Genomic DNA, 25,618 nt, shown 5'->3' with positions numbered 1-25,618 from the left:
GCAGATTGGATTGTATAAAAAAGCCTGACATTCGCATTTAAATATTGCGAAGCCAAGCGAATGTCAGGCTTTTGTTTGGCGTTTAATTATTTGGGTGATGAAGCAGTTTGGCGAAGCCCCAAATCTTCTTCGGCTTTTTCTACCGCTTTAGCTGAATCTGGACGTGCATAAGTGAAGAAACCTTGTTGGCAACCAAATGTAAAGACGGTAATCACAGCATTGGCCAAGCACTTTAAAAGATTTTTCAGGTAGTCACCCCAGCCTAAATCTTTTTCTAAAACCGGTTTAGCTATTTTTACGGCATCTTGAAAAGCTAATTTAAACTTTCTTCCGGCAAGTTCCTGAGAAAATTCATTGGCTCTTAAGTCTCGTTCATACTCATCACGAGCAGCTATAAGGCTTTTGAGTAGTGTATTTGCTGTGTCGTGTGCTTTTTTATACTGGTGTTGATCGACTCTGTCTATTTTAAGTGTGAGTTCTTGAAGAATTCCATCAACTTTCTGAAGCGCTTGATTTATAGTTTCTTCCTGTTGATTTTCACGTTTACGCTTTTCTTCATCAGATTGCTTTGCAAGTTTTTGTTTTTCTTCTTCAAGTTGCTTTTCTTCTTCAAGCTGCTTTTCCAGTTTCAATTGTTCTTCGCGCTGTTTTTCCAGCTTACGCTTTTCTTCTTCAGCCCGTTTGTGTTGTTCTTCTATTTTTATTTGAAATTCACCAACCAGTGTTTTTGGGTGGTTATAACTAAATTGATCACGTAAAGGTTCATATAGTTTTCTTACGTCAGTTTTCAGTTGTTCAACTTGCTCATTTCCACCTTTGTAAATTTTTGATAATGAACCCATTTTATCATCGTATTCATTCAAAACTTCTACGAGTAGTTGATCGATTTCCTGTTCTGAAGTCGCTTTTTTAATTTTTAATGTTTGCTCTTCCATGTATGCTTTAAGTTCAGTTAAACCTTTAACTGGGTCCTGACCTACGGTGAATTTTGCCATAATTTTATCCTCGGTTTTTATAAAAAAATCACTTCGGCAAATAATAAAGCAAGATAGTGTTTTTGAAAAGTAAAGTTTTAATAAATATTTCGTAAATTGAGTGCAATAAAAAAAGGAGTTATACAGGATGGGATAAGTCTTGGTTCGTTTAAAAAATTATTTAAGGTAAATATTTTCAACGCGAGTTATCATGGATGGTATTAAATCAAATGCTTTAATCAAGGCAGAAATTATGAAAGTGAAAACCCAATTTGTTTGTAATCAATGCGCGGCTGTTTTTAAACAGTGGGCAGGACAATGCACTCAATGTGGCGCCTGGAATTCCATTGTTGAAGAAGGGATTGTGCCAGAAAACAGGGCTGTACGAAGTGGGCAATGGGCCAATCAGCGCTCCGTCATTACTGCCGTTGAAGACGTCGTCATGGATAAAATAGTGCGTATGGACTGTGGTATATCCGAGCTCAATAGGGTTTTAGGAGGAGGTCTGGTTTATGGCTCAGTCGTTCTGATTGGAGGGGATCCAGGAATTGGCAAATCTACTTTGCTGCTGCAAACTCTCGCGAATTTGTCCATGCAGGAAACAGTATTGTATGTGACGGGGGAAGAGTCATTACAACAAGTTGCTATGCGTGCTCAAAGATTGGGGTTACCTTTGGCCGGATTGCGGCTATTGGCAGAAACTCAGGTTGAATCCATCATTTCTCAAGCCCAAAAGGAAAAGCCGCGAATTATTGTCGTCGATTCGGTACAAACCATATTCACTGAAGCCATAAGTTCTGCTCCGGGAGGAGTTAGTCAGGTCAGGGAATCAGCAGCGCAATTGGTGCGTTATGCCAAGATGAGCAATACGGCGGTCTTCCTGGTAGGTCATGTCACCAAGGAAGGAACATTAGCTGGGCCTCGAGTGTTAGAACATATGGTGGATAGTGTTCTCTATTTTGAAGGGCAAAACGATAGTCGTTTCAGAGTCATTCGCGCGATTAAAAATCGTTTTGGCGCTGTCAATGAATTAGGTGTATTTGCCATGACTGACAAAGGTCTGAAGGAAGTAGCTAATCCATCAGCTATTTTTTTATCTCGCCAGCCTGATCCTACGCCAGGCAGCGCAGTGATGGTAACTTGGGAGGGATCAAGACCTATGCTGGTAGAAGTACAGGCATTGGTTGACGAAGCCCACGGCCAGCAAGCGAAACGAGTTACTGCCGGGCTTGAGCATAATCGCCTGGCGATTTTGTTAGCTGTCTTGCACCGCCATGGAGGCATTGCCACTTACGATCAGGATGTTTTTATCAATGTAGTAGGGGGGGTTAAGGTAACGGAAACAGCGAGTGATTTGGCATTGTTGGCCGCAGTGATTTCCAGTTTGCGTAATCGTATATTTGACAGTGAAACCATCATATTCGGTGAAGTAGGATTAGCGGGAGAAATCAGACCTGTGCAAAGTGGTCAGGAACGCATTAAGGAAGCTATAAAACATGGATTCAAGCGTGCTATAGTTCCTTTTGCCAATGCCCCCAAGCAGCAACTGGATTCTATGGTGATAGAGCCGGTTAAACATTTGCGAGATGTATTGGAGAAAATGTGAGTTATCAAAAAGTAATCATGCCTGAATACAAAGTGAATGAAGATATTCTCCGCGATTTTAATCGTGATGGTGCCGTGTGTCTTCGCCAATTTTTAAATGCGGATGACATTGCAATTCTAAAAGAAGGAATAGAATTTAATTTATCTTCCTTGAGTTCCCGTGCCAAAATAGCCAGCAGACCAGATGATCCTGGCTATTTTGTTGAGGATTTTTGTACCTGGCAAAAAAATCCTTTTTATCAACGAATTATATTTGATACGAATTTAGGAGCTGTTGCCGCTCAAATGATGCAAAGCCAAACAGTCAGGTTGTATCATGATCATTTGTTGGTAAAGGAGCCAGGGACACGTCAGGTCACACCTTGGCACCAGGATCAGCCCTATTATAATATTGAGGGGAAACAAAACTGCAGTTTCTGGATCCCGGTTGATCCTGTCAGCCGTTCTTCAACTCTGGAGTTTGTAGCCGGCTCTCATCTGGGCCCCTGGTTAATGCCAAGAACCTTTTTAGACAATCAGGCAAAATGGTTTCCTGAAGGAAGTTTGCAGGAATTGCCTCCTATAGAAGAAGCGCGTGCGAAGTATCCGATTATTGGATGGGAAATTGAGCCTGGTGATGTGGTTTGTTTTCATATGCTGACTTTACACATGGCAAGGGGAGTTGATGGAGGACATAGAAGAAGAGTATTTTCTGTACGTTTTTTAGGTGATGATATTACACATGCCCCCAGGGCCTGGCCTACTTCGCCTGATTTTCCTGGTTTGACGGACGAAATACCAGCAGGAGCAAGTATGGATCATCCTTTATTTCCGTGTTTAACCGTTTGAGGATTAATATTACAAGGAGTAATTATGGCGTTACCTACGGAGTTAAAAAGCAAGTTCATTCAAATTCTGAATCAAAACAAGATCTCTCATTCTGTTGGTTGGTCTAACTACATGGAGAGTGTTAATAATCCATCTGCTGTTGTTGTGGAAGTTAAAAACGAAAAAGAGGTTCAGACAGTTATTAAAACAATTAAGGAATTGAATTCTGACAGGGAACCCGAAGATAAGGTGACTGTAAGAGCTACTGCCGGATGGACTGATAAACCGGGTAAAAGCTGTTGTTTTTTTCCTTGGAGTGAAGCTCAGGAGAGTCAGTACAATGAAGGATTTTCTTTTTCTCAAGTCGTAGGTGGTAAAGCATCTCCTGATACGGCAGGTACCGATGTAATTATCCGTTTTGCAAAAAAATTTCATCACGCAAAAGTGATTGGCTCATTAAAGAATTCTCCTGTTTTTAATCCAGACAATCCCATCCATAGACTTCCTGTGACTTTGGTGGAAGTGAGTGCAGGGATGCAAGTGGCTGATTTTGCTGATTTTTTGCGAAATCATCAATTATCCTTATCAACTGTTAGCATGATTTCCTGGGTGACCCCTGTTGGTTTGGCTGGAACAGCTGGACATGGTACGGGGCGTGATGAACCGGCATTCAGTGGCTTAATTGAATCGGTTACAGTTTGTGACATGGATGGCAATTTGCGTGAAATTAATTCCGATCATCCTGATTTCAAAGATTTGATAGGTGGCCATAGCGGGTTATTGGGTATTGTGGTTAGCATGAAATTATGGGCTGTTAAGGCATTCAATTTATGCGAAACAATAGAATTATTCCCAAATACCAAAGACATGGCAGGCAGGTTAAGTAATATATTAAAGAATAATCAATACATCAGTATTATGGGAATGCCAAGTTATGGATGTCCTGAATCGGATAAACTGGTTTCCAAATGGCAAATTCGTCAATGGAATTATACGACAGACAAACCAAGCAAAAAGGAAAAGGCACCCTATGATCCAGATATTCGCTCTTTTGCTCAAGAGTTACAAGTTCGTATTGGTGCCTCAGTGATGGACTTTTTACTGGATTCAGGATTAAAGCATTTATTACCTTCCTTTATGTTGCTGTCAGCAGCAGTAGTCACAGGTACTCGTGGTAAGGCACCAAAAGTAGATTATGAAAACCATATTACCCATCCCCAGGTGGCTTTTCCAAAAGAGATGAGGGATGTGAGTTATTTGATTCCAGTTAAAGATGACGAAGCAGGTCAAAAATTGGAACTTATTTTACAAAAAATGGAAGCTATGTTAAACGAAGCAGGTAGTAAAGGGGAGTTTCCTGTCACTTATGCGATTTATGTTCGTTACCTTAAGGGGACGAATGGGGGATTATCAACCAGTTTTACTTCATCAGATGATGAGCGTATTTTAGCAATAGACGTAGTCACTCACCCTGAAGCACCGGGAATTACAAATTTTGAAAAGGGATTTATGTCCTTTTTAAAAGAGATGAATATTACTCCCAGAAATCATTTAGGAAAAAATTTCCCCGCAGGCGTAGTTCATTATGATCAGTTTTTGGGTGCGGAGAGGGTGGCAAAGTATAAGCAGGCACTGGAGAGATTCTATTGCACTCCTGGAAAGGACGATGGTACTGAGCGTCTGAGCATGTCTCCTTTTTATACCCCTTATTTGCAAGGCATGTTATCTCCAAGTGTACTAAGCAATCAATTAATTGATAAAAATAAAAACGAGCAACTTGTAGAGCGGCTGCATGAAGAGCACTCTGATTTCGAATGTGCTGAGTTTTTAAGTAAATTATATGCCGAGGTATCTAGGATGGGCATGTCTTCAGAAGAAGCTCTTGCTGCAAAAAAAGGTTTTTTAGAGGCTTGTAAGGGGGAATTGGAGCACAGGAACAGTCGACTGGAGACTCCTGTACCTCTATTGAGTTAAACAATCAGGAAAATAATCAAAAAACAGAGCCTAGCAAATTCAGGAGTCTCTACTAAACTTAAAAATATAATAATATTTTGAGTTAACTTATGGATATTACTCCTTTTTTTAAGCTCATGGTGGATAAAGGTGCCTCAGATTTGTTTTTCAGTGTCGGGGCGCCGCCTAATATTAAAATCGAGGGAATCACATCACCTGTTGGCCAGGTTCCTATCAAATCGAATCAAATGGCAGAAATTGTTTTATCTATTATGAATGACGCACAACAAAAAGAATTTGAGTCCAAAATGGAGCTCAATATGGCTTTTTCATTAGCTGGGGTAGGGCGTTTTCGAATCAATTTATTCAGGCAACGTGGCGAAGTGGCTATGGTGGTGCGTTACATCAAGGGCGAAATACCCTCTATAGAAGATTTAAACCTTCCTCAAATTTTAAAGTCTCTGGTTTTGGAGTTGCGAGGTTTAGTGTTAGTTGTTGGGTCAACGGGATCAGGTAAATCAACGACCCTGGCCGCGATGATCAACCATCGCAATGAAAATCACAGGGGGCATATTTTAACAATAGAGGATCCTATTGAATATATACATCAGCATAAAAAATCAATAGTTGATCAAAGAGAGATCGGTATTGACACTCTGAGTTATGACAATGCATTGAAAAATGCAATGAGAGAGGCGCCTGATGTGATATTAATTGGTGAAATTCGTGATCTTAATTCAATGAAACATGCAATAGCCTATGCCGAAACAGGACACTTGTGTATTTCTACTTTGCATGCCAATAACGCCAATCAGGCTCTGGATAGAGTGATTAATTTTTTTCCCGATGAGGCAAGACAACAGATATTATTAGATTTATCTCTTAATTTAAAAGCGATCATTTCATTACGTTTGATACCTGGAGTGGATAATCAGCGTGTCGCAGCGGTTGAGATCTTGATTAACTCTCCTTATATTTCTGATTTGATTGAAAAAGGTAAGATAGACGATATTAAAGAAGTCATGGCAAGAAGTACAGAACAAGGCATGCAGACTTTCGATCAGGCTTTGTTTAATTTATATAAAGAAGGAAAAATTACCAAAGAGAATGCGATTAAGTATGCCGATTCAAAAAATAATGTGGGTTTACAAATTCGCTTGGGTGAAGAAAAAAACTTTAATGTTCAAGATGAGAACCTTCGAATACAATCCGATGATTTGGATAAAATTTGACACATTATGCGCTGTATTTGTACATTGTTTTGATTGGAACATTGTGATAAAATTATAGCCTAATTTGTTAATTTTTCTTCCAATCCATGCCTAGAGTTTATAATCTTAAAGATATTTATCTGGGTGCCCCTTCTTTTTCAGGGCATGAAGTTTATCTTGATGCGGTTTATTATCCTTCTGATCCGTCTGAAAAAAATTTTAGAGTTATTTATAAGAAAAATAAATTTGGTAATGCTAACTTATCTCGCATGGAAGTGGCATTTAGTCAGTTAGCCCGATTATTTTTAGATAATGGATTAACTTCCTTTCAAAAAATGGTGGTAAATGATACTAATAAAGTACAGGGATTGATAGTAGAACATTTAAATTATGTGATTGAAAATAAAGAAGGATTGAAGCAGCCGTTTTATACTTTGAATGCTCCAAAGAATGGATGCGATTATACTGAAAAGCGAGTGACTAGCTCGAATGAGATACCTTTCTATTTCCTGGATAAGTTGCCTCAAGGTTTTTTTAATCAATTACTGGAAGCAGAAAAAAATAATAAATTGAGCATAGATTATGCTTCTTTGGCAAGTATACTGGCTACTTCGTACACTTTGGAAGAAGATGATTTGCATAAAGGGAATTTTGGTTTTTATTTAGTAAAGAAAAAAGGAAAACCGCGAGTTGTCTTTTTCAAAATTGATCATGATTTAATGTTTGTTGACAGCATCATGTCATTTACAACAAGAAGATTCTGCCATTTGTTTGATGGATGTGATGCTTTTGATATCACAGAAGAAGACTTGATGAAATTTCCTAATTTAAAATATTCCGCTAATGGTTATTGGCCAACCAAAACCAGTTTTTTTTATAAACCATGGGATAATAAAGATTATCGTACCTATGCTGAAATTCAAGCTTTTGCAGATTTAGCCTATGTGGATGAGTTTAACAAGGCCAAATGGCGGTCTTTTTACAAGCATATTTTAATCTCTCAATCTCAAATGGAGGCTACCTTAAAGGCCTGCTTTGATGAGAATAATTCTTCAGACAGAGCGCATATTTCTCTGGTAATTCAAGCGATGCTGGCCAGACAGGCGCGTTTAAAGGCGATGTTATTTTCTCTAAAAGATTTTCGCGATTTTATTCTTTCCCAAAATGAAAAAGAGAAAGATTTATTATGCCATGAAATCCTGAATAACTTGCCAGAAAAAGTGAGAGGGGCTTTGCAAAATGAAATTAGGCAATCGCTAGATTATAGCCATAAGCTTTGTTGTTCTGATATTTTTGAGGATGGGGATACACCACTGCATATAGCAATCAAGCTAGGTGATTATCGTTATGACGAAACGATTGGCATGTATGGACAATTCATCAACACTAAAAATAACTCAGGAAGAACTCCTCTGGATATCGCTTTACAGATGGCAGGACAGTCTAAAGTTCACCCTGCTGATGTGCGTAAAGATTATCGTTTTATCATGAAACATTTATTGACCAATGGAGCTAATCAAACAAAACAGTTTGAAGAATTCGAAAAAATTGAAAATATCCGATCCTATCAATTTCATACCCCTTATCTAAACAAAGCCATTAAGGCTAAAACTTATAATGAACTGAAAGAAGTACTGAGGGATATTGGTGAAGATCATCAGTATTGTTTGAAATTCAAAAAAATGTTGGCAGTTGAATGCATTTCTGAATTTATAAAAGCCAATCAAAATAATCTCAGTTTAAGAGGTATACTTATAAAATTAAAAAAGGAAGTGGATGGTAAGGGTACAAAATCAGAAAATGCGGCTTTAATATATATACGTCAATTGAGAAGTCGGCTATGGATTGTACGTCAAATCAGAGGACTTTATGGTTGGTCTACAACACAAGGCGAGATTGATTATATGATTGATAAGGAGCTGGCGCGTTTGGATACTAAAGATATAAAAAGGCATTCATTATTTGACTCCAGGGACAGCAGTACTTTGGATAATGTATTTTTGGATATATCACTATCAAAAAATAAAATCTAAATTCATTCTATTGAGGCAAAATAACAATTTATAGCGATATTATTAAGGCGTATTATACGCCTTAATAAATATATGGATACTGGGTTGATTGTTAAATTAAACCATAAATGATGGCTGAGATAGAAATAATCCCCATAACCGTAACAAATACGTTACTGATTTGATTGCTGTATTTTTTCATGGCTGGTACTTTAGCAATAGCATACATTGGCATGATAAATAACAAGACAGCTATGATGGGACCTCCTAATGTTTCAATCATTTTTAAAATATTAGGATTAATTGTAGCGACAGCCCAGCAAGTCAGAATCATAAAGATTTCAATGATCCTATGCAGGGAGTTTTTATTAATTGTTTTTCCTGTTGTTGATTTTAATGATTTAACAATAATTCCACTTAAACCTTCTTTGGCACCTAAATAATGTCCCAGAAAAGATTTCGAAATTGCTATGAATGCAATAACAGGCGCGATATAGGCCATAATAGGAGTATTAAAATGATTCGCCAGATAAGACAAAATGGAAATATTTTGCTGCTTTGCTTGTAAAAGGTCTTGAGGTGACAGGCTCAACACACAGCTAAATACAAAAAACATCACAGAGAAAACCATCATCAAGTGACTGTATTTCATAATTAATGAACTTTTCTCGTCAGCTTGCTTGCCATATTGCTGCTTTTGATTCACAGCAAAAGAAGAAATAATAGGGGAATGGTTAAAGGAGAATACCATTACTGGAATAATTAACCATAAAGTCATTAATAATCCATGGCCTCCATTGGCATGTAAAGAATTGCTTTGAATAAAAATAGCATTATTCCAATTAGGAATTAAATAAAGGGAAAGCAGAAATAGAATAGTGGCAAATGGATATACCAACACTGACATCGATTTGACAATAATTTCTTGTCCTAAACGCACGATACCCATTAATGCAAGGATTAATATGATCGCCAAAAGAGCTCGTGGAGGAGGGGAAATTCCCATTTGATTAATGAGGAAACTTTCCGTGGTATTGGTTATTGCGACACTGTACATTAACAAAATTGGATAAATCGCAAAAAAGTACAGAATAGTCAGCATCTTACCCGCAAATGAGCCGAAATGCTCTTCTACAACATCGGTGATGTCATTGTGTGAGGATGAGCCTGAAAGGACAAAACGGCATAATGCTCTATGAGAATAATAAGTCATGGGGAAGGCGAGAATTGCCATAATGATTAAAGGTAAAATGCCATTAAGGCCAGCATCTATAGGAAGAAAAAGGGTTCCGGCACCGATTGCTGTGCCATAGAGGCTTAACATCCAAATTGTATCCTGTTTTTTCCATTGCGATAGCTTTTCGTTGACTATCGGAGATACTATAGCTGCAGATTCATTTGATGACATGAAAAACATCCTCGTTTTAATACTAGTAAAATAGCGCCCTGCAAGTTGAACAATATTAACACTACAAAGACAATATTTCAACAGTTGCGGCCTAAATCATATCCAACTGAAATGAACAAAGCAAGAGATTAATTTAAGGTAAGGAAGCAGGAAAATGGATTTGCTATCTTGAACAATTCATGAGACTCATTCCGATCTTATTCTTTATAAATTGTTGTAAATGAATTCGTCTTGTAATAAGAATATTTCTCGAACCAGGTTTAATTAATGGAGTAGTTATGAAACGAATCATTTTGCTAATGTTCGCATGGTGTTTATTGAATTCAGCCTATTCTTCGCACTCACTTCCATCTCATGCAAGCATTCTCTTTACTCTTGCTAATACAGAGAGTAGTCATTCATGCCCAGCTTTGCTGAATAATGCAAAGGTTATTGTTGATTATGACTATAATTTTGAGCGAAATATGGGCTTAGCTCATTTAAGGCAGTTGCAATCAACCAAGTGGAGCGAAACACTGTATCCGCTCGGTTTAAGTAATTATTATGCATTTATGTCGGATATGCAGCCTAAAACGGTTCAGATTGAAGGGGGTGAGGTAACTATTTATCGAATTATTTTTCATTTGTATAAAAATGGCGATAGCAGGATTTATCTGATGATTAATCAAGATGGCGAATGCATTATGAGTTCTGATGTTGTGAATGTTAATTTGCAAAGAAAATAGTATTAATCTTAATGAAAAGCTTCCAAAAACAAGGTTAATCATGGTCGGATGCCAAATGATTTTTATTTATTGACCTTGATTTTGTTTTCTGCCCCTTTTTTCATGACAATGATGCTAATACGCCGATTTTCAGGATTGTAGGGGTTTGTTTTATCGAGAAGAACAGTGGAAGAATAACCTGTAACCGTCATGACTTTATTTTCATCCATTCCAGCTTTTATCAACGCACGTCTTGCTGCATTCGCTCTTTGCGCAGATAACTCCCAATTGGTGTATTCCAATTCTTCAGGATTATGATAAGGATTGGCATCGGTATGACCTTGAATGGTGATTTTATTAGGCACGGAATTGAGTAGTTTTGCGATATTAGCCAGTATGGGTTCAATTTCAGGATTTATTTTATCGGAACCCACATCAAACATCGGTTTTTTCTGATTGTCTATCAGTTGAATACGCAAGCCATCGGAAACAACATCCATCAGGAGTTGTTTTTTTAGACCAGCAAGCGATGGATCTTTTTCCATACTTAAATTGATCTCTGATTTCAACTCTTCAAGTTTTTTTATTTCATTAGCTTGAGATTCAACAATTTCTTTATCTTTAGCTATGCTCTCATTGATTAAAGGTTTATTGGTGGCAGAAACCTGACCATCTGTGTCTTCAATGTTCGGGCCTCCTCCTTTGATCGTTGCTTTTCTATTCCCCATACTTTCTCCGCCAAATAATGCCACTTTCATTGGTTGTTTAAAATATTCAGCAATGCCCGCTTTTTGGGCTTTGTTTAATGAAGCAACCAACCACATGAGCAGAAAGAAGGCCATCATGGCTGTTACAAAGTCAGCAAAGGCAATTTTCCATGAACCACCATGATGCTTATGATCATTTTTTTTTATTTTTCGGATGATAGGGGCATAGTGAGTGGTTTTGTCTTTTTTTTCCCGCTTGTCTTTTTTTTCTATATCGTCGTTGATCGGCTCGCTGATATCGTTTATTTCGCTCATGGCTGTAACCTAACTGGACGTAGCTTCTGTTGTTTCGGAGCTCTGAGTTGTTGTCTGAGCGGTTTTGGCATTTTTTATTTCATCATTTAACTGATTAAATGAAGGCCTTTGCGACGTAAATAATACTTTACGCCCAAATTCAGTAGCAATAATAGGCGGATTATTGTGCAAACTTGCCAGGATAGTAACTTTTATACATTGCAGCATCAATTGATTTTGATTGGCATTTTGTTCCATGGCGGTAGCGATAGGCCCAACAAAACCATAACCAATTAAAATACCTAAAAAGGTTCCCACTAAGGCGTGGGCGATTAAAACACCCAATTCAGAGGGAGGTAAACTGATGGATTCCATGGTATGGACAACACCTAATACTGCTGCAACGATACCAAAAGCAGGCATGGCATCAGCCAGCTTGGTAATGGCATTGGCCGGGATCATTTCTTCTTCATGGTGAGATTCAATTTCCATATCCATCAAGCTTTCCAATTGAAAAGGCTGCATGTTGGAAGTAATAATCAATCTCAGGTAATCACAAATAAATTCTATTAAATGGTGTTTACTCATTAAATTGGGATAACTGGTAAAAATTGGGCTTTTATCCGGCTCGTCAATGTCATTTTCCAGTGACATTAACCCTTGTTGCCGTGCTTTACTGAGTAAATGGTATAGAAGACTTAACAAATCACTGGATGCTTGTTTTGCCGATTTTTGGCCACGAAATGTAGCAGGCAGGGCTTTTAGAACAGATTTTAAAACAGTAATATTATTACCAACGATAAAGGAACCTATAGCAGCTCCTCCAATGATCAATAATTCAACGGGTTGAAAGATAGCAGCGAGATGTCCGCCTGTCAGGCTGAATCCACCAAATACACAGAGTAGTATTACAATATAACCTACTATAATTAACATATCCTTATCCTATAGTGCCTGGTGTCCGATTAGTCCTGATATTTTTTCATAGTGTCTTTGGCAGACATGTCATACAGTGCTATACCCTCAGTCATTGGGACTGATTGATTCCAAGGCGATTTTTTGATCGCTTTTTTACCATCATCATAACCTTTTTGAATGCGTTCATGAATAGATTTTTTGGAGAATTCGTAATCTTTTGAAGACAATTCCGTTTCATCGTGTTCATATAAAAATCGAACCAGTGAAATAGAGGAAGGGTGTCCCTTTTTAATACACTCCCTTATTTCAGGTTTTGACTTTTCCTCAGGAGGAATATGGTTTGATAAAATGTGAATTGTGTTTCTTAAATCATGAATTTCCTTGTGCAGGTTGATTAATTTTATAAACCGACTGGAAAACTCAATGTCCTTTTTGCGTTTTAGTACTTCATCCATTGAGGTGGGAACCATACCAAAAGAATCAAACAAATGAATCATAAAACAAAGCAGCTGTTTTTGATTGTTATGGTTTAGGATATAATTGACTGGTGAATTACTTGATATGCCACCATCCCAATAATATTTACCATCGACTTTAACTGCCGGGAAGCCTGGAGGAAGCGCGCCGCTTGCCATAATGTGTTCAGGTCCAATTTTTTGTTTATAAGAATCAAAATAAGTCATCATGCCGCTGCTTACTTCAACGGCGCCTACACTGATTCGGGTTAACTTATTGTTATTCAGCCGATCAAAATCGATAAATTTTTCCAAACTGTTATGTAAAGGAGAAGTATCATAATAACTTAATAAATCAGGGCTGTTATGCCAACCAAAGTCAGGAGAAGGGAAACGAGGTACAAAAAAACCGGGCTGCCCCAAGAGTAAAGCCGAATGAGCAGCAATTAAGTGTTGAATTTTCCGACTTATCTGATCATCGAGGAGGGCTGATTCATTGACTGCGGACGAGGTAGCGATCGATTCCCAAAATTGAACCATTTTTTCTATCCGCTCGTTATCAGGGTTACCTGCAGCAATGGCAGCGTTAATTGCTCCGATTGAGGTTCCCACGTACCAATGCGGGTGGTATCCTGCTTCATTTAAAGCATGCAATACTCCAGCTTGATAAGCGCCCAAAGCGCCTCCTCCCTGAAAGCTGCATGCAATATGGGGATACGCAACCTGTTTTGCAGACTTTTTAGTTCTAGTCATGGTTTTTTACTCCATGAACCAACCATGACTGACCACCAATGATTGTCCTGTAAGCGCATTCGATTCGAAAGATGCAAAAAATAAAGCAGTTTGTGCTACATCGTCTGTGGTGGTGAATTCCCCGTCAACTGTTTCTTTTAGCATCACTTTCTTGATAACGTCTTCTTCACTGATGCCTAATTCTTTTGCTTGCTCTGGAATTTGTTTGTCAACGAGAGGGGTGCGTACAAATCCAGGGCAAATGACATTGGCTCTTACTTTGTGAGAGCCTCCTTCTTTGGCAACTACTTTGCATAAGCCCAACAGACCATGTTTGGCAGTCACATAAGGTGCTTTGAGTACAGAGGCTTCTTTGGAATGGACAGAGCCCATATAAATGATACTGCCGCCATTGCCTGAGGCATACATGTATTTTAAGCAAGCTTTAGTGGTTAAAAAGGCACCATCCAAATGAATGGCGAGCATTCTTTTCCAGTCTGAAAAGGCTAGTTTATCTACTGACTCGATGATTTGAATACCGGCATTGCTGACTAAAACATCAACTCCTCCAAAGTGGTCGGCTACTTTATCCACGCCTTGATTGACTTGTGCTTCATCGGTTACATTCATGGCAACGGCCATTGCTTGTCCGCCTGATGATTTGATTTCCTCTGCTACATGACTTGCCTGATCAAGATTCAGATCAGCGATTGCTACCTTTGCCCCTTCTCTAGCATAAACAAGCGCAATTTCTTTACCAATTCCACTTGCAGCTCCTGTGACAATAGCGACTTTATTCTTCAGTTTCATCTTTACTATCCTTGTCATTGTTTTCCATGAATTGATTATAGCAATGGATTTTTAATAATGCCTTATTATTTGCTAACAAAAATTTTTGATGAATTGTTTCAATTGTTAGTGATTTGTCTTCAAGATGTGCAATCGCTTCTTTTCTATATCATTTCATAAAGAGTTTTGATTTTACCCAAATCAAAAACTACTCTGGCCCTTTCTCTCTGGAAAAGGCCAGGTTTTTAAGAGTGCTGAAATGATTAAGAAACATATTTAGTCGACTAGTCAGGATTAGTAGTAATAATAGGGGTAGCCACTGTAGTAATAATACTCACGTCTGTCTTGCTCTTGACCTATGGACCCTCCTACTAATGCACCAGCTCCTGCGCCAATTGCAGTTCCTAACGCTGATCCTCCAGAAACTCCATAGCCAATACCAGCGCCCGCAGCTGCTCCAACTGCTGTTCCAACTTGAGTATTCGTGCAACCTACCATCATAGTGGTTGATATCCCTATGAAAAACAACGTTGGTATAATCTTTTTCATAGTAAACTTCCTTTTGTAAGTTGTTGCCTTCATATCAAGAATAGTACAAAATAAGGTAAATATGTAAAGAAATTACACAAATATATCTGTGGGGTTAGAGATAATGTCTGCTGGTAGAGCGTTCCAGTTGACTAAAGTATTATTTAAAAATTTACTCGGATGTCTGTTTTCCAGTAATATACGATTATGGACCATTAATTTTTGAGGGCAACATGTTCAGTGGAAGTATAGTAGCCTTGGTAACCCCCATGCGAAATGATAGTGTCGATGTTCATCATTTGCGAGAACTGGTTGAGTTTCACATAGCCAAGGGAACTCATGCCTTGGTTGCAGCTGGTACAACTGGTGAGGCTGGCACCTTATCACATAGTGAAAAACTTCTGGTCATCAAAACAGTCGTTGAACAAGCAAAAGAAAGAGTGCCTGTTATTGCAGGTACTGCTATGAATGCGACCAAGGATTGTATTGAACTGACCCAACAAGCCATGGAATATGGGGCGCATGCTGCTTTAATCATGACGCCAGCCTATATCAAGCCTACTCAAGAGGGATTGTATTTGCATTACAGCCATATTGCCCAATCTGTAGCTATTCCGATTATTTTATATAATGTTCCAGGGAGAACAGCATGCGATATGTTGCCTGAAACGGTAGCAAGACTGGCTAAAATTTCGAATATAATAGGAATAAAGGAAGCAACCGGACAGATGACTCGTTTACAGCAAATTTTGCGGTTGTGTGAAGGAAGTATTGATGTTTATAGTGGTGATGATTTGACAGCTGCTCAATGGTTGTTGGCCGGGGCTAAAGGCGTTATTTCGGTGACGGCTAATGTTGCTGCTAAATTGATGGCAAAAATGTGTGATTTGGCAATGGATGATGATCAAGCAGGATGTTTGCGCATTCAGGAGCAATTAATGCCTTTACATGAGCTTTTGTTCGTGGAGTCGAATCCAATCCCAGTGAAGTGGGCCATGAAAAAAATGGGATTGATTGGAGGAGAGTTAAGATTACCTATGACCGAGTTGTCTGAAAAGCATCATCAGGCTTTGGAAAAGGTGTTGAAGAATTTAGAGTTGATATAACTGAGGATTTTGTTGTGAAAAAATTGAGTTTTATAGTCTTGGCAGCACTGGCACTAACAGCATGTAATTCTCGCTATGCCAGTAATGGAGAAAACTTATATTTACAGAGCCGTAATGGTGAAGCTTTGGTAGTGCCGCCTCCATTGACTAGTACCAATATTAGTAATTTTTATGATTTACCTCAACAAACTCAGGATGCGCGGGTGAGCATAGCGCCTCCGGTGGAAGATACCACAACTTCATAAGGATTCATTATGTCGCCATCAGAATCAGGAGAGTTGTCAATAATACAGGAGTTGTCTCAGCGTATCGTGGAGGCGCAGCGTCAAATCAGGATTCTTGATAGCATCAAATGGGATGAATCAGTAAAGCAGGAATTTTTTAAGTTTAAGGGAAAAAAACTTCCTTCTATTGATAAGGCTTATTATGACGGTAAACCACTGCCTTTTAAAGTAAAAGACAAGCAGGAAGAATTTCGTATCATTTTGCGTGATGCGCAAAATCAATTAGGGCAATATTCCACCGTAACCCGCTTAATCAGGCGTCAATGTGAAGAGTATAGTCGAGCTGCCCAGATGTTATCCTTGCGAGGTACTCCCTCATTTAGTGAAATGGCCATGGAATTGTATGGTAGCCCGGACGATGTGTTTTATGTGGGTGGACCGCGTATGTGTGAAATGGGTTCCCTGCTGTTTGATGTATTAAAGAGTCTCCAGGTTCAATTGCAATCTCAGGCTGATGTCAAGCGTTACACTCCGATACAGGCTCAGGAAATTTTGCAGGAACGATTAGGGAAGTTTTTTGACAAGCATCCTGGTCGAGTCAGTGTTATGGTCAGCGATGATATGATTGCTGACGCTTCTGCTGGTGCTGATAGCATCAAATTAAGTCAGAATGCTATGTTTAGCGATAGGGATTTGCGCTATTTGGAAGTTCATGAGGGCTGGGTTCATGTGGGAACGACTCTCAATGGAGCCTTGCAACCGAATTGCTTTTTCCTGTCTAAAGGCTCTCCTTCCAGCAGCGTGATTCAGGAGGGCTTGGCAGTCATTACTGAAGTCGTGACATTCTCTTCTTATCCTGGTCGGATGCTGAAAATTACCAACCGCGTAATTGCCCTGGATAAAGTGACTCAGGGAGCTGATTTTATTGATATTTATCGCTACTTCCTCGAATGCGGATTATCAGAGGAAGACAGCTATAATCAATCAGTACGCATCTTTAGAGGCAGCACACCAACAGGTGGCCCATTTACCAAGGACTTATCCTATGCCAAGGGATTTGTATTAATTTACAATTACATACGCTTTGCAATAGGTCAAAAAAGAGTCGACACAATACCCTTATTGTTTACCGGCAAGCTGGTTTTGGATGATTTACCTTTGTTAGGTGAATTAAAAGAACGCGAGATTTTAACGGATCCAGTGTATCTTCCTCCTCCTTTCCAGGATTTGGCTGCTTTAAGTGCGTGGATGAGTTTCTCTCTGTATTTGAACCAGTTTGACTTAAATGAAATTCAAAAAAACTTTCGATTTTTGTTGGTTTAAACGTCAATGCGTTTGCATTTGACCAAGAGTAAACGGATAATCGTGTCTGCAACGGGCATAGGCTGCACCTATTTTGGTTGGGTTTGGGTAATAGGCGTAATGCGTGGCATTGTAGTTGCAGCAGGGTACTGAGCTGATAAAACATCCTCGCTTGGCATTCCATACAAGGCCTGTTTCAGTCAGATCCAAAGTTCGCCCATCAAAACAGACATACCTGGGTTGAGAAGCCTGACCGCCAACAATACAGCCTTGGGCATACGTTAGGTTTGTTAGAATTAATCCACAAAGAATTATTTTTATTCTCATTCTATTCACCTTATCCTTGCTATACTTCTATTTATAAAGCTGGCTTAAGTTTCAATCTATTAAATCACTGTGGTATTAATATCGGCAAAATTTAAGGATAACTTAAGATTTTTGGCTTAAAATGAACACATAATGATTCTCGAGGAGTACATCCGTATGGCCAAAAATAAAGAATTTTTTGATGCACTGAAACAGATTGCAAAATCAGCAAGAAGTGATGAAACTCTTCGGAATGAGCTTACAAAAGTTTTAGATGATATATTGAAAACCGATCCCTCTGATCCTGAAGCTTTTAGAAAGGTAATAGCCGATAACCAGGAGTTTTGGGATGATTATGATCCCAGCTTGATGGAGTTTAATGAAGGATTATTTTTTGGGCCCAGCACAGAAGAATATTTAGAATCAGACGATTTCCTCGACTCTAATGACATAACAAACAGTTTTCAAAAATTGCATCAATTGGCTGCTGAGCAACGAGTTAAATTTGATTTAATGAAATCCGATGTAGATACTTTAGTTGCCATTTTGAAAAATAATCCTGATGAATGTAGGGCGTATATTGCATCCAAAAAACCTTCTTTGGGTAATTTTACCGAAGAAAATGTTCACGGCTGGAAAAAGGATGAATATACTCCTACGATTCCTCCGGTGACAATTAATAAATCGACTGATGTTTTGCCTGATGAGGCGATTAATAGAATTAAAAAAGAAGCTGGGGAATTGTTATTAATTAAATTGATTAACGGTTCTGAAAATACTCAATTATTGAAAGATTTGCGTGATGCTAAGAATAAACCTGAGGCTGAGCGCGCTGCAAATGCCCTGGGTTTTCCTACTGAAGGAAATGGGATATTGTTTTTGAGTAGTGATGTGATGGATGTTCTTGAGGAAAGAGTTGAAAAGTTAGAACAGGAAGCTGCCAAGGCAGGATTCGATAATTATGTCCAATCATTAACACACGATGCGCTTTTAGCCAAAAAAACCGGATTAGAAGGCATAAAATTTTCAAACTTTAGAGACAGTTTGGATGAACCTTACAAAACGTACTTACCGGAATCGGAATGGGGGAGAGCCAAAGGAGTATTGGGAGCCCGTTATCTTCAAGCGGTTTTATCATCAGGAACTCAAAATCTGAAGGATGCTCTCAACGCCAAAGATGCCGGTGCACTAATCGCTGAATTAAAAAAACCTGCCCTTTTGGGACCCCATGACTACATTGATAAAGCAGTGACAGAAGAGAATTTAGGTTCGCTCAAAAAAAGCATGATGAGAAGCTTTATCAATAATATCAAGGATGAAACGAATTTAAAGGCCATGGATGCTTTAAAAGCATTGGACGGGGCTAAAAATCTGGATAAATTTAAAGAGGTACTGGGTAAGTTAGGTATTACTCCAGCGGACTGGGTGAAAGACAGCGACTTGAAGGATATGAAACAATGGGCGAGAGCGCGTCAGTTTGAGTTGGAAATAAACAGGGTGTCCTCATTAGGCAGCGGGGCTCATTCAAAATTAATGAGCGCATTGACCCAGCTTCCAGTTGAAAAACAAAGAGAAATTCTGGCTAAGCCCCAGCAATTACGCCATTTAATGAATGCTTATGAGCCTCATGTAGCAGAGCATTACCTCGGAAAAAATGCACCTGGGATAACCGAGCTCTTGACAGAAAATAAAAGACTGGAGGGATTTAGAGCCATTCACAATGCCGAGGTAGCCAGAGTTTTGGCTAATTTTAAACCTGAAATCACTTTAAATGATAAGCAAGTCGCTGCTATTAATCGGGCATTAAACACCGCCAATTCTAACCCCAATACCTATACTCAGGTTGCCGACTATAAAATCTTGATTGATGCGATTAAAACTCAATCTGGCCCGGTAAATGAAAAAGATTTTTATAATGCTTTTAATTTGAATGATGATGGCACTGCTTTCTCGAGTTCAACCCCTCGAAAAGATGAGATGGCTAAGCAGCAACAACATAACCAACATATATATGCTGAATACAATAGTACCTCAAACTTAGGTAATAAAAAATTATTAGATGTCTTATTGAGTATAGAGAAACCCGTAACCTTTTCTAAAGATATAGTCAATCGGTTTTTACGTCCGCTGAAGGATAGCGAAACTCCACAAGAGTATGCTGATAGATTATTTGACAAAAATCCAACCAATCCGGCAAATAAAAAATTTAAAGACGATTTGCTGCGAGAACTCACTCCAACTTTATTTAACGAGATAAAAAATGGTATCAGGAGGCAGGAGCTGTTAGATACCAACCCTGCTAATGTGATGACAGCAATCAAGGATCTGAATACCGAATTCGAGGCCATTAAAAAAATTACAGAACCAATAAGAACCAATGCGGATAAGTTAAAATTTATCAATGATATTGATCCGGTTCATTTATACAATCCAACCTTTCAGGGTACCGCCAGAGCGAAAGCTGCCCAAATGAAAGAAAGATACGAAGGTTTGTCTAGGGATTGTGGATTGGTTGTTGATCAATTACGACGTCAGGTGATCGCTCTCGAAGGCCATTTGAAAAGCTTGCCTAAAGAAGGTGAATTTAAGGCTGCTGGCTTGACCCTGGAACAAAAAGCGGAAATCAAAAAGTTGCGTACTGATTTGGAAGCGGAATTGAATGCGGTGCGCGAGGATTTGGATTTTTATAAAAAAATACAGGGAAAATTAGAGGCTATTGTAAAAGAAGTGGATGTCGCAGCCAAAGGAAAGATGCATTACTACTATCACTCTGAGGGTGTCAAACGCCATCCACCTGTTTCACGAGATCAGATCCCGCCATTACCTAATGTTCCTAACCCTTCCTTGAGATCGAGTACAACTGTTACAACGGGCTCTACGGGAAAGATACAAGAATTTCTTGTTGGTGAAAAAATACCGGAAGGGCAGATTGTTGTCGTTGATGTGTCTCATAAAACGGCACCGAAATCCGGTTCTCCTGTGGAAACGATAGGACGGTATACTCAGGATAACAACGTTCCTGATCAAGTAACGAGCAAAAAAGGAGAAATAAGCAAGGTTCCCGGAAGTAAATTTGAGATTTTACAATTCCCAACCCAAGTTCCACCTCCAAACCCTCCAAGTGGAGATCCTCTGGTAGACGCTAAAGTTAATTTCTCCATGGCAATGGCGGCTGATATTTTAGCGAGTCTGGATAGTCCGCCAACCAAGGATAAACCGATACGATTACGCGGATCTAATCCCGAAGAACTGGAATATTTGTACACTGCCCTGGTGATACTTGGTGAAAAAAATCCAAAATTCAAGTTTAGCCGTGACGCGATTGAGGTGAATTCTGCGGTATTCCATCCAGATAATGTGAAAGGACGGTTGTGGGGATTTAGTAGCAATTCATTATATAGTCAAGTATTTACTAACACAGGATTAACTGAGACCCAGAACATAATACAGTCTAAAATAAAACATATGCAACAAATGACTGATGAGAAATTTAGTCCTCAAAAAGAAAGAGAAAAAGTGGACTCCAAAGTACAAGAGATCACTGATAAACAAAGCAAGATGAAGAAGGAATTGAATCCGGTACATAAAACAACCGAAAAAACCATTGAACAGGAAGGACCAGCACCTGAAAGTCCAAGCACAGGGATGCGTAAGTAAATAATAATGACTCTGGTTCTCATTTTTGGTAGAACGAAGCTATTTTGCCAAATGACAGGGCCAAGAAATAAATGACAAGAAGGAGTAATCAATTGAACTCTAATAAGGAATTGGCCATTGGTGTATTTGATTCAGGCATGGGGGGGCTTACGGTTTTAAGGGCTCTGCGTGATAAATTACCCCACGAGTCCTTTGTTTATTTGGGAGATACGGCCCGTTTACCTTATGGTACTAAAAGCCCTGACACAGTCAAACAATATGCTATGCAAATGGCAAAAATTCTGGTTGAACGCCGCATAAAAGCTTTAGTCATTGCCTGTAATACTGCAACGACGGCTGCCTTGCCTCATTTGCAGAGCATGTTAACTGATATTCCTGTTCTGGGGGTGGTGGCACCCGGTGCAGCTGCCGCTGTGTCCGCTACAAGAAATCATCGTATTGCTGTTCTGGCTACAGAAACAACCATTGCTTCCAGAGCCTATCATGATTTGATCATAAAGAATTTGCCTGAGGCAGTTGTCAGCAGTCGGGCTTGTAGTGTTTTGGTCGCCCTGGCAGAAGAAGGTATGGTGGCTAATTCCGTTGCTCGTGAAGCATTGAAACATTATCTCGACGATTTTTCAGATGAAGATGCGGTGTTGCTGGGATGTACTCATTTTCCAGTATTTAAACCCTTGTTATCCAGCTTATTACCCGAAGGTGTAGCAATTGTCGATTCTGCTCAGGCGACTGCAATTTCTCTTTATGAATTATTGCAAAATCAAAATCTACACAATGACAATTTCGTTGTGGCTCCTAAAATCAACTATTTGGTAACCGATTCTATTAATAGGTTCCAGAAGGTAGGCGAGATATTTTTAGGCGAGCAATTGCGTTTGAGTGATATTGAATTGATTGATGCCATGGGTTAATGTCGACAATTCATCTCTACCACCTGCGTGCCTTAGTGTCTAGGTGCAATAAGCCTAATTTAATAGGATTCTTTGCAAGGGCAAAGGTTATTCTTCCTTGGCAGGACGACTCATCAGGTTGTTAACGGCCTGTTGGGCATGAACCATACCATGTAAAAGCGCATTAATTTGCTCACAAATTGGCATTTCCACCTGATTTTTATTGGCTATAGCGCAAATTTGCGCAGCATTATGTTTCCCTTCAACTACTTGACCAATCTGTTGTTCAGCTTCAGGAATAGGCACCTCACGACCCAAGAGTAATCCAAAGCGGCGATTGCGTGATTGATCATCAGTACAAGTCAATACCAGGTCTCCTACGCCTGCCAAGCCTAGAAAAGTATCTTGTCGTGCTCCCATGCTTAATCCCAAACGAGTCATTTCAGCAAGTCCGCGTGTAATAAGCGCTGCTTTAGCATTGGCGCCATACCCTAAGCCATCGCTGATTCCACAGGCTATCGCCAGGATATTTTTAACTGCGCCACATAATTGCACACCTATTAAATCGTCACTTAAATAGACACGAATGTTGTCGTGATGAAATAGTTCATGCATTTTTTTTTGATAGCTCATATTGTTGCTGGCCAAAGTGAGCGCTGTTGGCAGGAAACGGGCTACTTCTTTGGCAAAGGATGGGCCTGAAATAACTGCTATGGGAAAATCAAACCCAAATCGACTCGCAACCAGTTGGCTTAGTAATTGATGACTTCCTGGATCAACACCCTTCGTAAGCCATGCTAATCCTAGGGTTGGTTTAGGGATTTTATTAATTAATTCCGCAAAGGCATGAGATGGAACCGCTATGATGACGTAATCTGCTGATTGAACGCATTCAATTAAATTATCAGACGGGATCAAATTCTCTGGAAAAGGTATATCAGGAAGGTAAGCTGGGTTTGAATGCTGTGTAGCCATGAGGGCAACATGCTGTGGATTATGGCTCCACAACAGAGTTTTATGCCCTATTTTAGCTAAATGAATTGCGACAGCGGTGCCCCAGGAGCCGGCACCTAACATGGCAATAGTTTTTTTATTCATCTTAGTGAGAAACGGTTTCGTCTTTAGCTCCGGTTGCTTTTTGTTTTTCTTCCAGCTGCTGCATATACAAAGCATCAAAATTAATCGGTGCGAGTACTAATTGTGGGAAGCTGCCACGAATAACTTGAGAAGTAATTGCTTCACGCGCATAGGGGAACAGGATGCTAGGGCAGAAGCTATGAAGCAAGTGATCCAACTGACTTGCTGCAGCGCCCTGGATCGTAAAGATACCCGCTTGTTTTACTTCAACCAAAAAAGCTGTGGTTTTTTGATTCATCACAGTGGTTGTCACAGTTAAAACCACTTCATAAACGTTTTTATCCAGTTGAGTAGTCGTTGTATTGAGATCCAGTTTAAGTTCTGGTTCCCATTGTTGTTGAAAAACAGCGGGGGTATTTGGTGTTTCATAGGATAAATCTTTGATATAGATTCGTTGAATCATGAATTGAGCTTCATCATTTTGCTGATTGGTATTCAGTTGTTCAGTCATGTTTTATTCCTATTTTTTTAAAAGTTCATTTAATGTTCCCTGGGCTTCCAGGGCATATAAATCATCGCAGCCACCAATTGCCTGGCCATTAATGAATATTTGAGGCACTGTACGTCGACCACTTTTTTGTATCATTTCTTCACGTAATTCAGGTTGTAAATCGACGCGGATTTCGGTATAGATAATCTTCTTTTTATCTAATAATTCTTTCGCTTTGATACAATAAGGACAATAACCCGTAGTGTAAAGTATGACTTCATTCATCTGTTCATTTACTCTTGACTAAAGGAAGATCAGCGTTTTGCCAGGCTTGAATTCCTCCACTCAGAACCAGAGGTTGATAGCCTTGGTTGCGTATTTTCATTGCAAGGGTTGGAGATTGTAAGCCTTTAGCACAGACCAGAATAATGGGTTTATCTTTGTACTTGCTCATTTTTTGTTGATCAAAATCATCAGGGTTTACGTTTATTGAATTAATAATATGGCCATTTTTGAATGATTCTTTATCGCGTATGTCGATTATGATGGCATTTTCATTGTTAATTAAATCAACTAAAGATTGCGGTGAAACTTCTTTGGCTTTCTTTCTTTGAGAGAGTATTTCATTAATGAAAATTAAAAATATAACCACAACAAAGGCAAGCCAGAGTTGCCAATGATTCATGATGAACTGACCTAATTTTTCCATAGCTGTACTCAAGAGATTTTTTAATTTGGTGAATTATCCTAAGATTACTGCTTTAACGCAAGTAAAGTGTTACTAGTAATTGCCTTGTTCATCCTTTTCTCTATTTCTTTTTAATAAGACGTACACAGCTCCCAAGCCTCCATCTTTTGGAAGAGCGCTATGGAATGCCAGGACTTGACTAAATTGCGGCAGCCAGCGATTGATTAGATTTTTTATTACCGGAGGAGCGCCTTGATGACCTCCTTTGCCATGAATAATGAGTAAGCAGCGTTTATTATTACGTGATTGATTCTGGATAAAATCATAAAGAGCTTGACGAGCTGTTTCAGTTTTTAATCCGTGTAAATCCAGTTTGGCTTCCCAAGGAATTTCTCCATTTCTTAGAGAGCGAAATCTCTGACTGGGTATACTGGAATTTGAAAAAGACAAAACAGTATCAGACTCCACAGTGTCGCGAATAAAATCGGATAAAAAATATTCTTCTTTGGGTACTGAGTGACTTTTGCATGCCGTGGTTTTTTTTTCATAGGTAGGCGAAGTCGAGGTTTTCTCTCGCTTTGTTTTTTCGTGTAATGGTTTTACAGAGCGCATATGATGACGAAACAGGGCTTTATCCTCATCAGACAGGAAATCATCAGTCATTTTTTAACAGGAATCAAAAGAATATATTTAATTATAACTTAATTTGGAGTAATTCTTTAGGTGAGAATCGAACCATGCAAAAGAGCTCTTTTGATCATATCCCTTGCATTAAAGAATG

24 protein-coding genes are annotated in these 25,618 nt (G+C 39.1%); 11 read left to right on the top strand and 13 right to left on the bottom strand.

The annotated features are described in order from the left end of the window. Positions 1-86: 86 nt before the first annotated feature. Positions 87-995 (bottom strand): lpg2327 family Dot/Icm T4SS effector, encoded by a 909-nt coding sequence (locus OQJ02_RS11620; RefSeq protein WP_265719183.1) that lies wholly within the window; start codon positions 993-995, stop codon positions 87-89. Positions 996-1,224: 229 nt separating this feature from the next. On the opposite strand from OQJ02_RS11620, the gene radA reads away from it, so the two are divergent. The 5 genes from radA to ankK all read left to right on the top strand — a co-directional run bounded on the left by radA (position 1,225) and on the right by ankK (position 8,583). Further along, positions 1,225-2,580 carry a DNA repair protein RadA gene (radA, locus tag OQJ02_RS11615; RefSeq protein WP_416209897.1) on the top strand — a complete coding sequence of 452 codons (1,356 nt, stop codon included), beginning with the start codon at positions 1,225-1,227 and terminating at the stop codon, positions 2,578-2,580. Beyond that, positions 2,577-3,407 (top strand): phytanoyl-CoA dioxygenase family protein, encoded by an 831-nt coding sequence (locus tag OQJ02_RS11610; protein ID WP_265719182.1) that lies wholly within the window; start codon positions 2,577-2,579, stop codon positions 3,405-3,407. Before radA ends, OQJ02_RS11610 begins: the two co-directional genes overlap by 4 nt. 24 nt (positions 3,408-3,431) lie before the next feature. After that, complete coding sequence (locus OQJ02_RS11605) at positions 3,432-5,360, top strand: L-gulono-gamma-lactone oxidase (RefSeq protein ID WP_265719181.1); 1,929 nt, start codon at positions 3,432-3,434, stop codon at positions 5,358-5,360. An 89-nt stretch (positions 5,361-5,449) separates the two neighbouring features. Beyond that, on the top strand, positions 5,450-6,571 hold the full coding sequence (locus OQJ02_RS11600) for a PilT/PilU family type 4a pilus ATPase (RefSeq protein WP_265719180.1): 1,122 nt from the start codon (positions 5,450-5,452) through the stop codon (positions 6,569-6,571). Between the two features lie 86 nt (positions 6,572-6,657). Further along, positions 6,658-8,583 (top strand): Dot/Icm T4SS effector AnkK/LegA5, encoded by a 1,926-nt coding sequence (ankK, locus tag OQJ02_RS11595; protein WP_265719179.1) that lies wholly within the window; start codon positions 6,658-6,660, stop codon positions 8,581-8,583. Positions 8,584-8,674: 91 nt separating this feature from the next. Here ankK and OQJ02_RS11590 read toward each other — a convergent pair whose 3' ends face one another. Then, positions 8,675-9,970 carry a serine/threonine transporter gene (locus tag OQJ02_RS11590; RefSeq protein ID WP_265719178.1) on the bottom strand — a complete coding sequence of 432 codons (1,296 nt, stop codon included), beginning with the start codon at positions 9,968-9,970 and terminating at the stop codon, positions 8,675-8,677. Positions 9,971-10,248: 278 nt separating this feature from the next. Here OQJ02_RS11590 and OQJ02_RS11585 point away from each other — a divergent pair, with 278 nt between their 5' ends. Beyond that, the gene (locus OQJ02_RS11585) at positions 10,249-10,695 is read left to right on the top strand and encodes a hypothetical protein (RefSeq protein ID WP_265719177.1); all 447 of its coding nucleotides are present in this window, start codon (positions 10,249-10,251) and stop codon (positions 10,693-10,695) included. A 62-nt stretch (positions 10,696-10,757) separates the two neighbouring features. On the opposite strand, the gene motB is transcribed toward OQJ02_RS11585, so the two are convergent. The 5 genes from motB to OQJ02_RS11560 form a co-directional block, all read right to left on the bottom strand. Continuing rightward, a complete protein-coding gene (motB, locus tag OQJ02_RS11580; RefSeq protein ID WP_265719176.1) occupies positions 10,758-11,696 on the bottom strand; it encodes a flagellar motor protein MotB in 939 nt (312 codons plus the stop codon). 9 nt (positions 11,697-11,705) lie between these two features. Further along, complete coding sequence (gene motA, locus OQJ02_RS11575) at positions 11,706-12,611, bottom strand: flagellar motor stator protein MotA (RefSeq protein ID WP_265719175.1); 906 nt, start codon at positions 12,609-12,611, stop codon at positions 11,706-11,708. A 29-nt stretch (positions 12,612-12,640) separates the two neighbouring features. Next, positions 12,641-13,801, bottom strand: a complete 1,161-nt coding sequence (locus OQJ02_RS11570; RefSeq protein ID WP_265719174.1) for a patatin-like phospholipase family protein — start codon at positions 13,799-13,801, stop codon at positions 12,641-12,643. Positions 13,802-13,807: 6 nt separating this feature from the next. After that, entirely contained in the window at positions 13,808-14,590 is a 783-nt protein-coding gene (locus tag OQJ02_RS11565; RefSeq protein WP_265719173.1) for a 3-hydroxybutyrate dehydrogenase, read from the bottom strand. Positions 14,591-14,863: 273 nt separating this feature from the next. Further along, on the bottom strand, positions 14,864-15,118 hold the full coding sequence (locus OQJ02_RS11560) for a glycine zipper domain-containing protein (RefSeq protein WP_014842276.1): 255 nt from the start codon (positions 15,116-15,118) through the stop codon (positions 14,864-14,866). Positions 15,119-15,330: 212 nt separating this feature from the next. Between OQJ02_RS11560 and dapA the strand changes: the two genes are divergently transcribed. Genes dapA through OQJ02_RS11545 form a run of 3 tightly spaced genes read left to right on the top strand, consistent with a single transcriptional unit; the run spans position 15,331 to position 17,750 of the window. Then, entirely contained in the window at positions 15,331-16,203 is an 873-nt protein-coding gene (gene dapA / locus OQJ02_RS11555) for a 4-hydroxy-tetrahydrodipicolinate synthase (protein ID WP_265719172.1), read from the top strand. 14 nt (positions 16,204-16,217) lie between these two features. Then, positions 16,218-16,448: a hypothetical protein gene (locus OQJ02_RS11550; RefSeq protein WP_265719171.1), complete on the top strand. Its 231-nt coding sequence runs from the start codon at positions 16,218-16,220 to the stop codon at positions 16,446-16,448. 9 nt (positions 16,449-16,457) lie between these two features. Next, on the top strand, positions 16,458-17,750 hold the full coding sequence (locus tag OQJ02_RS11545) for a flavohemoglobin expression-modulating QEGLA motif protein (RefSeq protein ID WP_061485045.1): 1,293 nt from the start codon (positions 16,458-16,460) through the stop codon (positions 17,748-17,750). 3 nt (positions 17,751-17,753) lie between these two features. On the opposite strand, the gene OQJ02_RS11540 is transcribed toward OQJ02_RS11545, so the two are convergent. Next, the gene (locus tag OQJ02_RS11540) at positions 17,754-18,056 is read right to left on the bottom strand and encodes a hypothetical protein (RefSeq protein ID WP_265719170.1); all 303 of its coding nucleotides are present in this window, start codon (positions 18,054-18,056) and stop codon (positions 17,754-17,756) included. Positions 18,057-18,188: 132 nt separating this feature from the next. Here OQJ02_RS11540 and OQJ02_RS11535 point away from each other — a divergent pair, with 132 nt between their 5' ends. Further along, on the top strand, positions 18,189-21,692 hold the full coding sequence (locus tag OQJ02_RS11535) for an interaptin (protein WP_265719169.1): 3,504 nt from the start codon (positions 18,189-18,191) through the stop codon (positions 21,690-21,692). 71 nt (positions 21,693-21,763) lie between these two features. Further along, entirely contained in the window at positions 21,764-22,603 is an 840-nt protein-coding gene (gene murI, locus OQJ02_RS11530; protein ID WP_265719168.1) for a glutamate racemase, read from the top strand. A gap of 87 nt (positions 22,604-22,690) precedes the next feature. Here the strand turns inward: murI and OQJ02_RS11525 are convergent, their stop codons facing one another. From OQJ02_RS11525 to OQJ02_RS11505, 5 genes are all read right to left on the bottom strand, one after another. Then, entirely contained in the window at positions 22,691-23,680 is a 990-nt protein-coding gene (locus OQJ02_RS11525) for an NAD(P)H-dependent glycerol-3-phosphate dehydrogenase (RefSeq protein WP_265719167.1), read from the bottom strand. Position 23,681: 1 nt separating this feature from the next. Continuing rightward, positions 23,682-24,170: a protein-export chaperone SecB gene (gene secB, locus OQJ02_RS11520; protein ID WP_011216200.1), complete on the bottom strand. Its 489-nt coding sequence runs from the start codon at positions 24,168-24,170 to the stop codon at positions 23,682-23,684. Between the two features lie 9 nt (positions 24,171-24,179). Then, positions 24,180-24,434 carry a glutaredoxin 3 gene (gene grxC, locus OQJ02_RS11515; protein WP_265719166.1) on the bottom strand — a complete coding sequence of 85 codons (255 nt, stop codon included), beginning with the start codon at positions 24,432-24,434 and terminating at the stop codon, positions 24,180-24,182. Between the two features lie 4 nt (positions 24,435-24,438). Then, on the bottom strand, positions 24,439-24,858 hold the full coding sequence (locus OQJ02_RS11510) for a rhodanese-like domain-containing protein (RefSeq protein WP_265719165.1): 420 nt from the start codon (positions 24,856-24,858) through the stop codon (positions 24,439-24,441). A gap of 72 nt (positions 24,859-24,930) precedes the next feature. Continuing rightward, on the bottom strand, positions 24,931-25,500 hold the full coding sequence (locus OQJ02_RS11505; protein WP_265719164.1) for a Smr/MutS family protein: 570 nt from the start codon (positions 25,498-25,500) through the stop codon (positions 24,931-24,933). Between the last annotated feature and the right edge of the window lie 118 nt (positions 25,501-25,618).

This window comes from Legionella sp. PATHC032, from assembly GCF_026191185.1.
Taxonomy (GTDB): Bacteria; Pseudomonadota; Gammaproteobacteria; order Legionellales; family Legionellaceae; genus Legionella.
This window is presented reverse-complemented; position numbering and strand designations above follow the sequence as displayed.

What these genes read in the sequence shown, in the direction of transcription:
- ankK (WP_265719179.1), top strand. Translation starts at nt 6,658, where the DNA reads ATGCCTAGAGTTTATAATCTTAAAGATATTTATCTGGGTGCCCCTTCT.
- OQJ02_RS11540 (WP_265719170.1), bottom strand. Translation starts at nt 18,056, where the DNA reads ATGAGAATAAAAATAATTCTTTGTGGATTAATTCTAACAAACCTAACG.
- secB (WP_011216200.1), bottom strand. Translation starts at nt 24,170, where the DNA reads ATGACTGAACAACTGAATACCAATCAGCAAAATGATGAAGCTCAATTC.
- OQJ02_RS11565 (WP_265719173.1), bottom strand. Translation starts at nt 14,590, where the DNA reads ATGAAACTGAAGAATAAAGTCGCTATTGTCACAGGAGCTGCAAGTGGA.
- OQJ02_RS11570 (WP_265719174.1), bottom strand. Translation starts at nt 13,801, where the DNA reads ATGACTAGAACTAAAAAGTCTGCAAAACAGGTTGCGTATCCCCATATT.
- murI (WP_265719168.1), top strand. Translation starts at nt 21,764, where the DNA reads ATGACAAGAAGGAGTAATCAATTGAACTCTAATAAGGAATTGGCCATT.
- OQJ02_RS11590 (WP_265719178.1), bottom strand. Translation starts at nt 9,970, where the DNA reads ATGTCATCAAATGAATCTGCAGCTATAGTATCTCCGATAGTCAACGAA.
- motB (WP_265719176.1), bottom strand. Translation starts at nt 11,696, where the DNA reads ATGAGCGAAATAAACGATATCAGCGAGCCGATCAACGACGATATAGAA.
- OQJ02_RS11605 (WP_265719181.1), top strand. Translation starts at nt 3,432, where the DNA reads ATGGCGTTACCTACGGAGTTAAAAAGCAAGTTCATTCAAATTCTGAAT.
- dapA (WP_265719172.1), top strand. Translation starts at nt 15,331, where the DNA reads ATGTTCAGTGGAAGTATAGTAGCCTTGGTAACCCCCATGCGAAATGAT.
- OQJ02_RS11535 (WP_265719169.1), top strand. Translation starts at nt 18,189, where the DNA reads ATGATTCTCGAGGAGTACATCCGTATGGCCAAAAATAAAGAATTTTTT.
- OQJ02_RS11600 (WP_265719180.1), top strand. Translation starts at nt 5,450, where the DNA reads ATGGATATTACTCCTTTTTTTAAGCTCATGGTGGATAAAGGTGCCTCA.
- OQJ02_RS11510 (WP_265719165.1), bottom strand. Translation starts at nt 24,858, where the DNA reads ATGGAAAAATTAGGTCAGTTCATCATGAATCATTGGCAACTCTGGCTT.
- motA (WP_265719175.1), bottom strand. Translation starts at nt 12,611, where the DNA reads ATGTTAATTATAGTAGGTTATATTGTAATACTACTCTGTGTATTTGGT.
- OQJ02_RS11545 (WP_061485045.1), top strand. Translation starts at nt 16,458, where the DNA reads ATGTCGCCATCAGAATCAGGAGAGTTGTCAATAATACAGGAGTTGTCT.
- OQJ02_RS11620 (WP_265719183.1), bottom strand. Translation starts at nt 995, where the DNA reads ATGGCAAAATTCACCGTAGGTCAGGACCCAGTTAAAGGTTTAACTGAA.
- OQJ02_RS11505 (WP_265719164.1), bottom strand. Translation starts at nt 25,500, where the DNA reads ATGACTGATGATTTCCTGTCTGATGAGGATAAAGCCCTGTTTCGTCAT.
- OQJ02_RS11525 (WP_265719167.1), bottom strand. Translation starts at nt 23,680, where the DNA reads ATGAATAAAAAAACTATTGCCATGTTAGGTGCCGGCTCCTGGGGCACC.
- grxC (WP_265719166.1), bottom strand. Translation starts at nt 24,434, where the DNA reads ATGAATGAAGTCATACTTTACACTACGGGTTATTGTCCTTATTGTATC.
- OQJ02_RS11560 (WP_014842276.1), bottom strand. Translation starts at nt 15,118, where the DNA reads ATGAAAAAGATTATACCAACGTTGTTTTTCATAGGGATATCAACCACT.
- OQJ02_RS11585 (WP_265719177.1), top strand. Translation starts at nt 10,249, where the DNA reads ATGAAACGAATCATTTTGCTAATGTTCGCATGGTGTTTATTGAATTCA.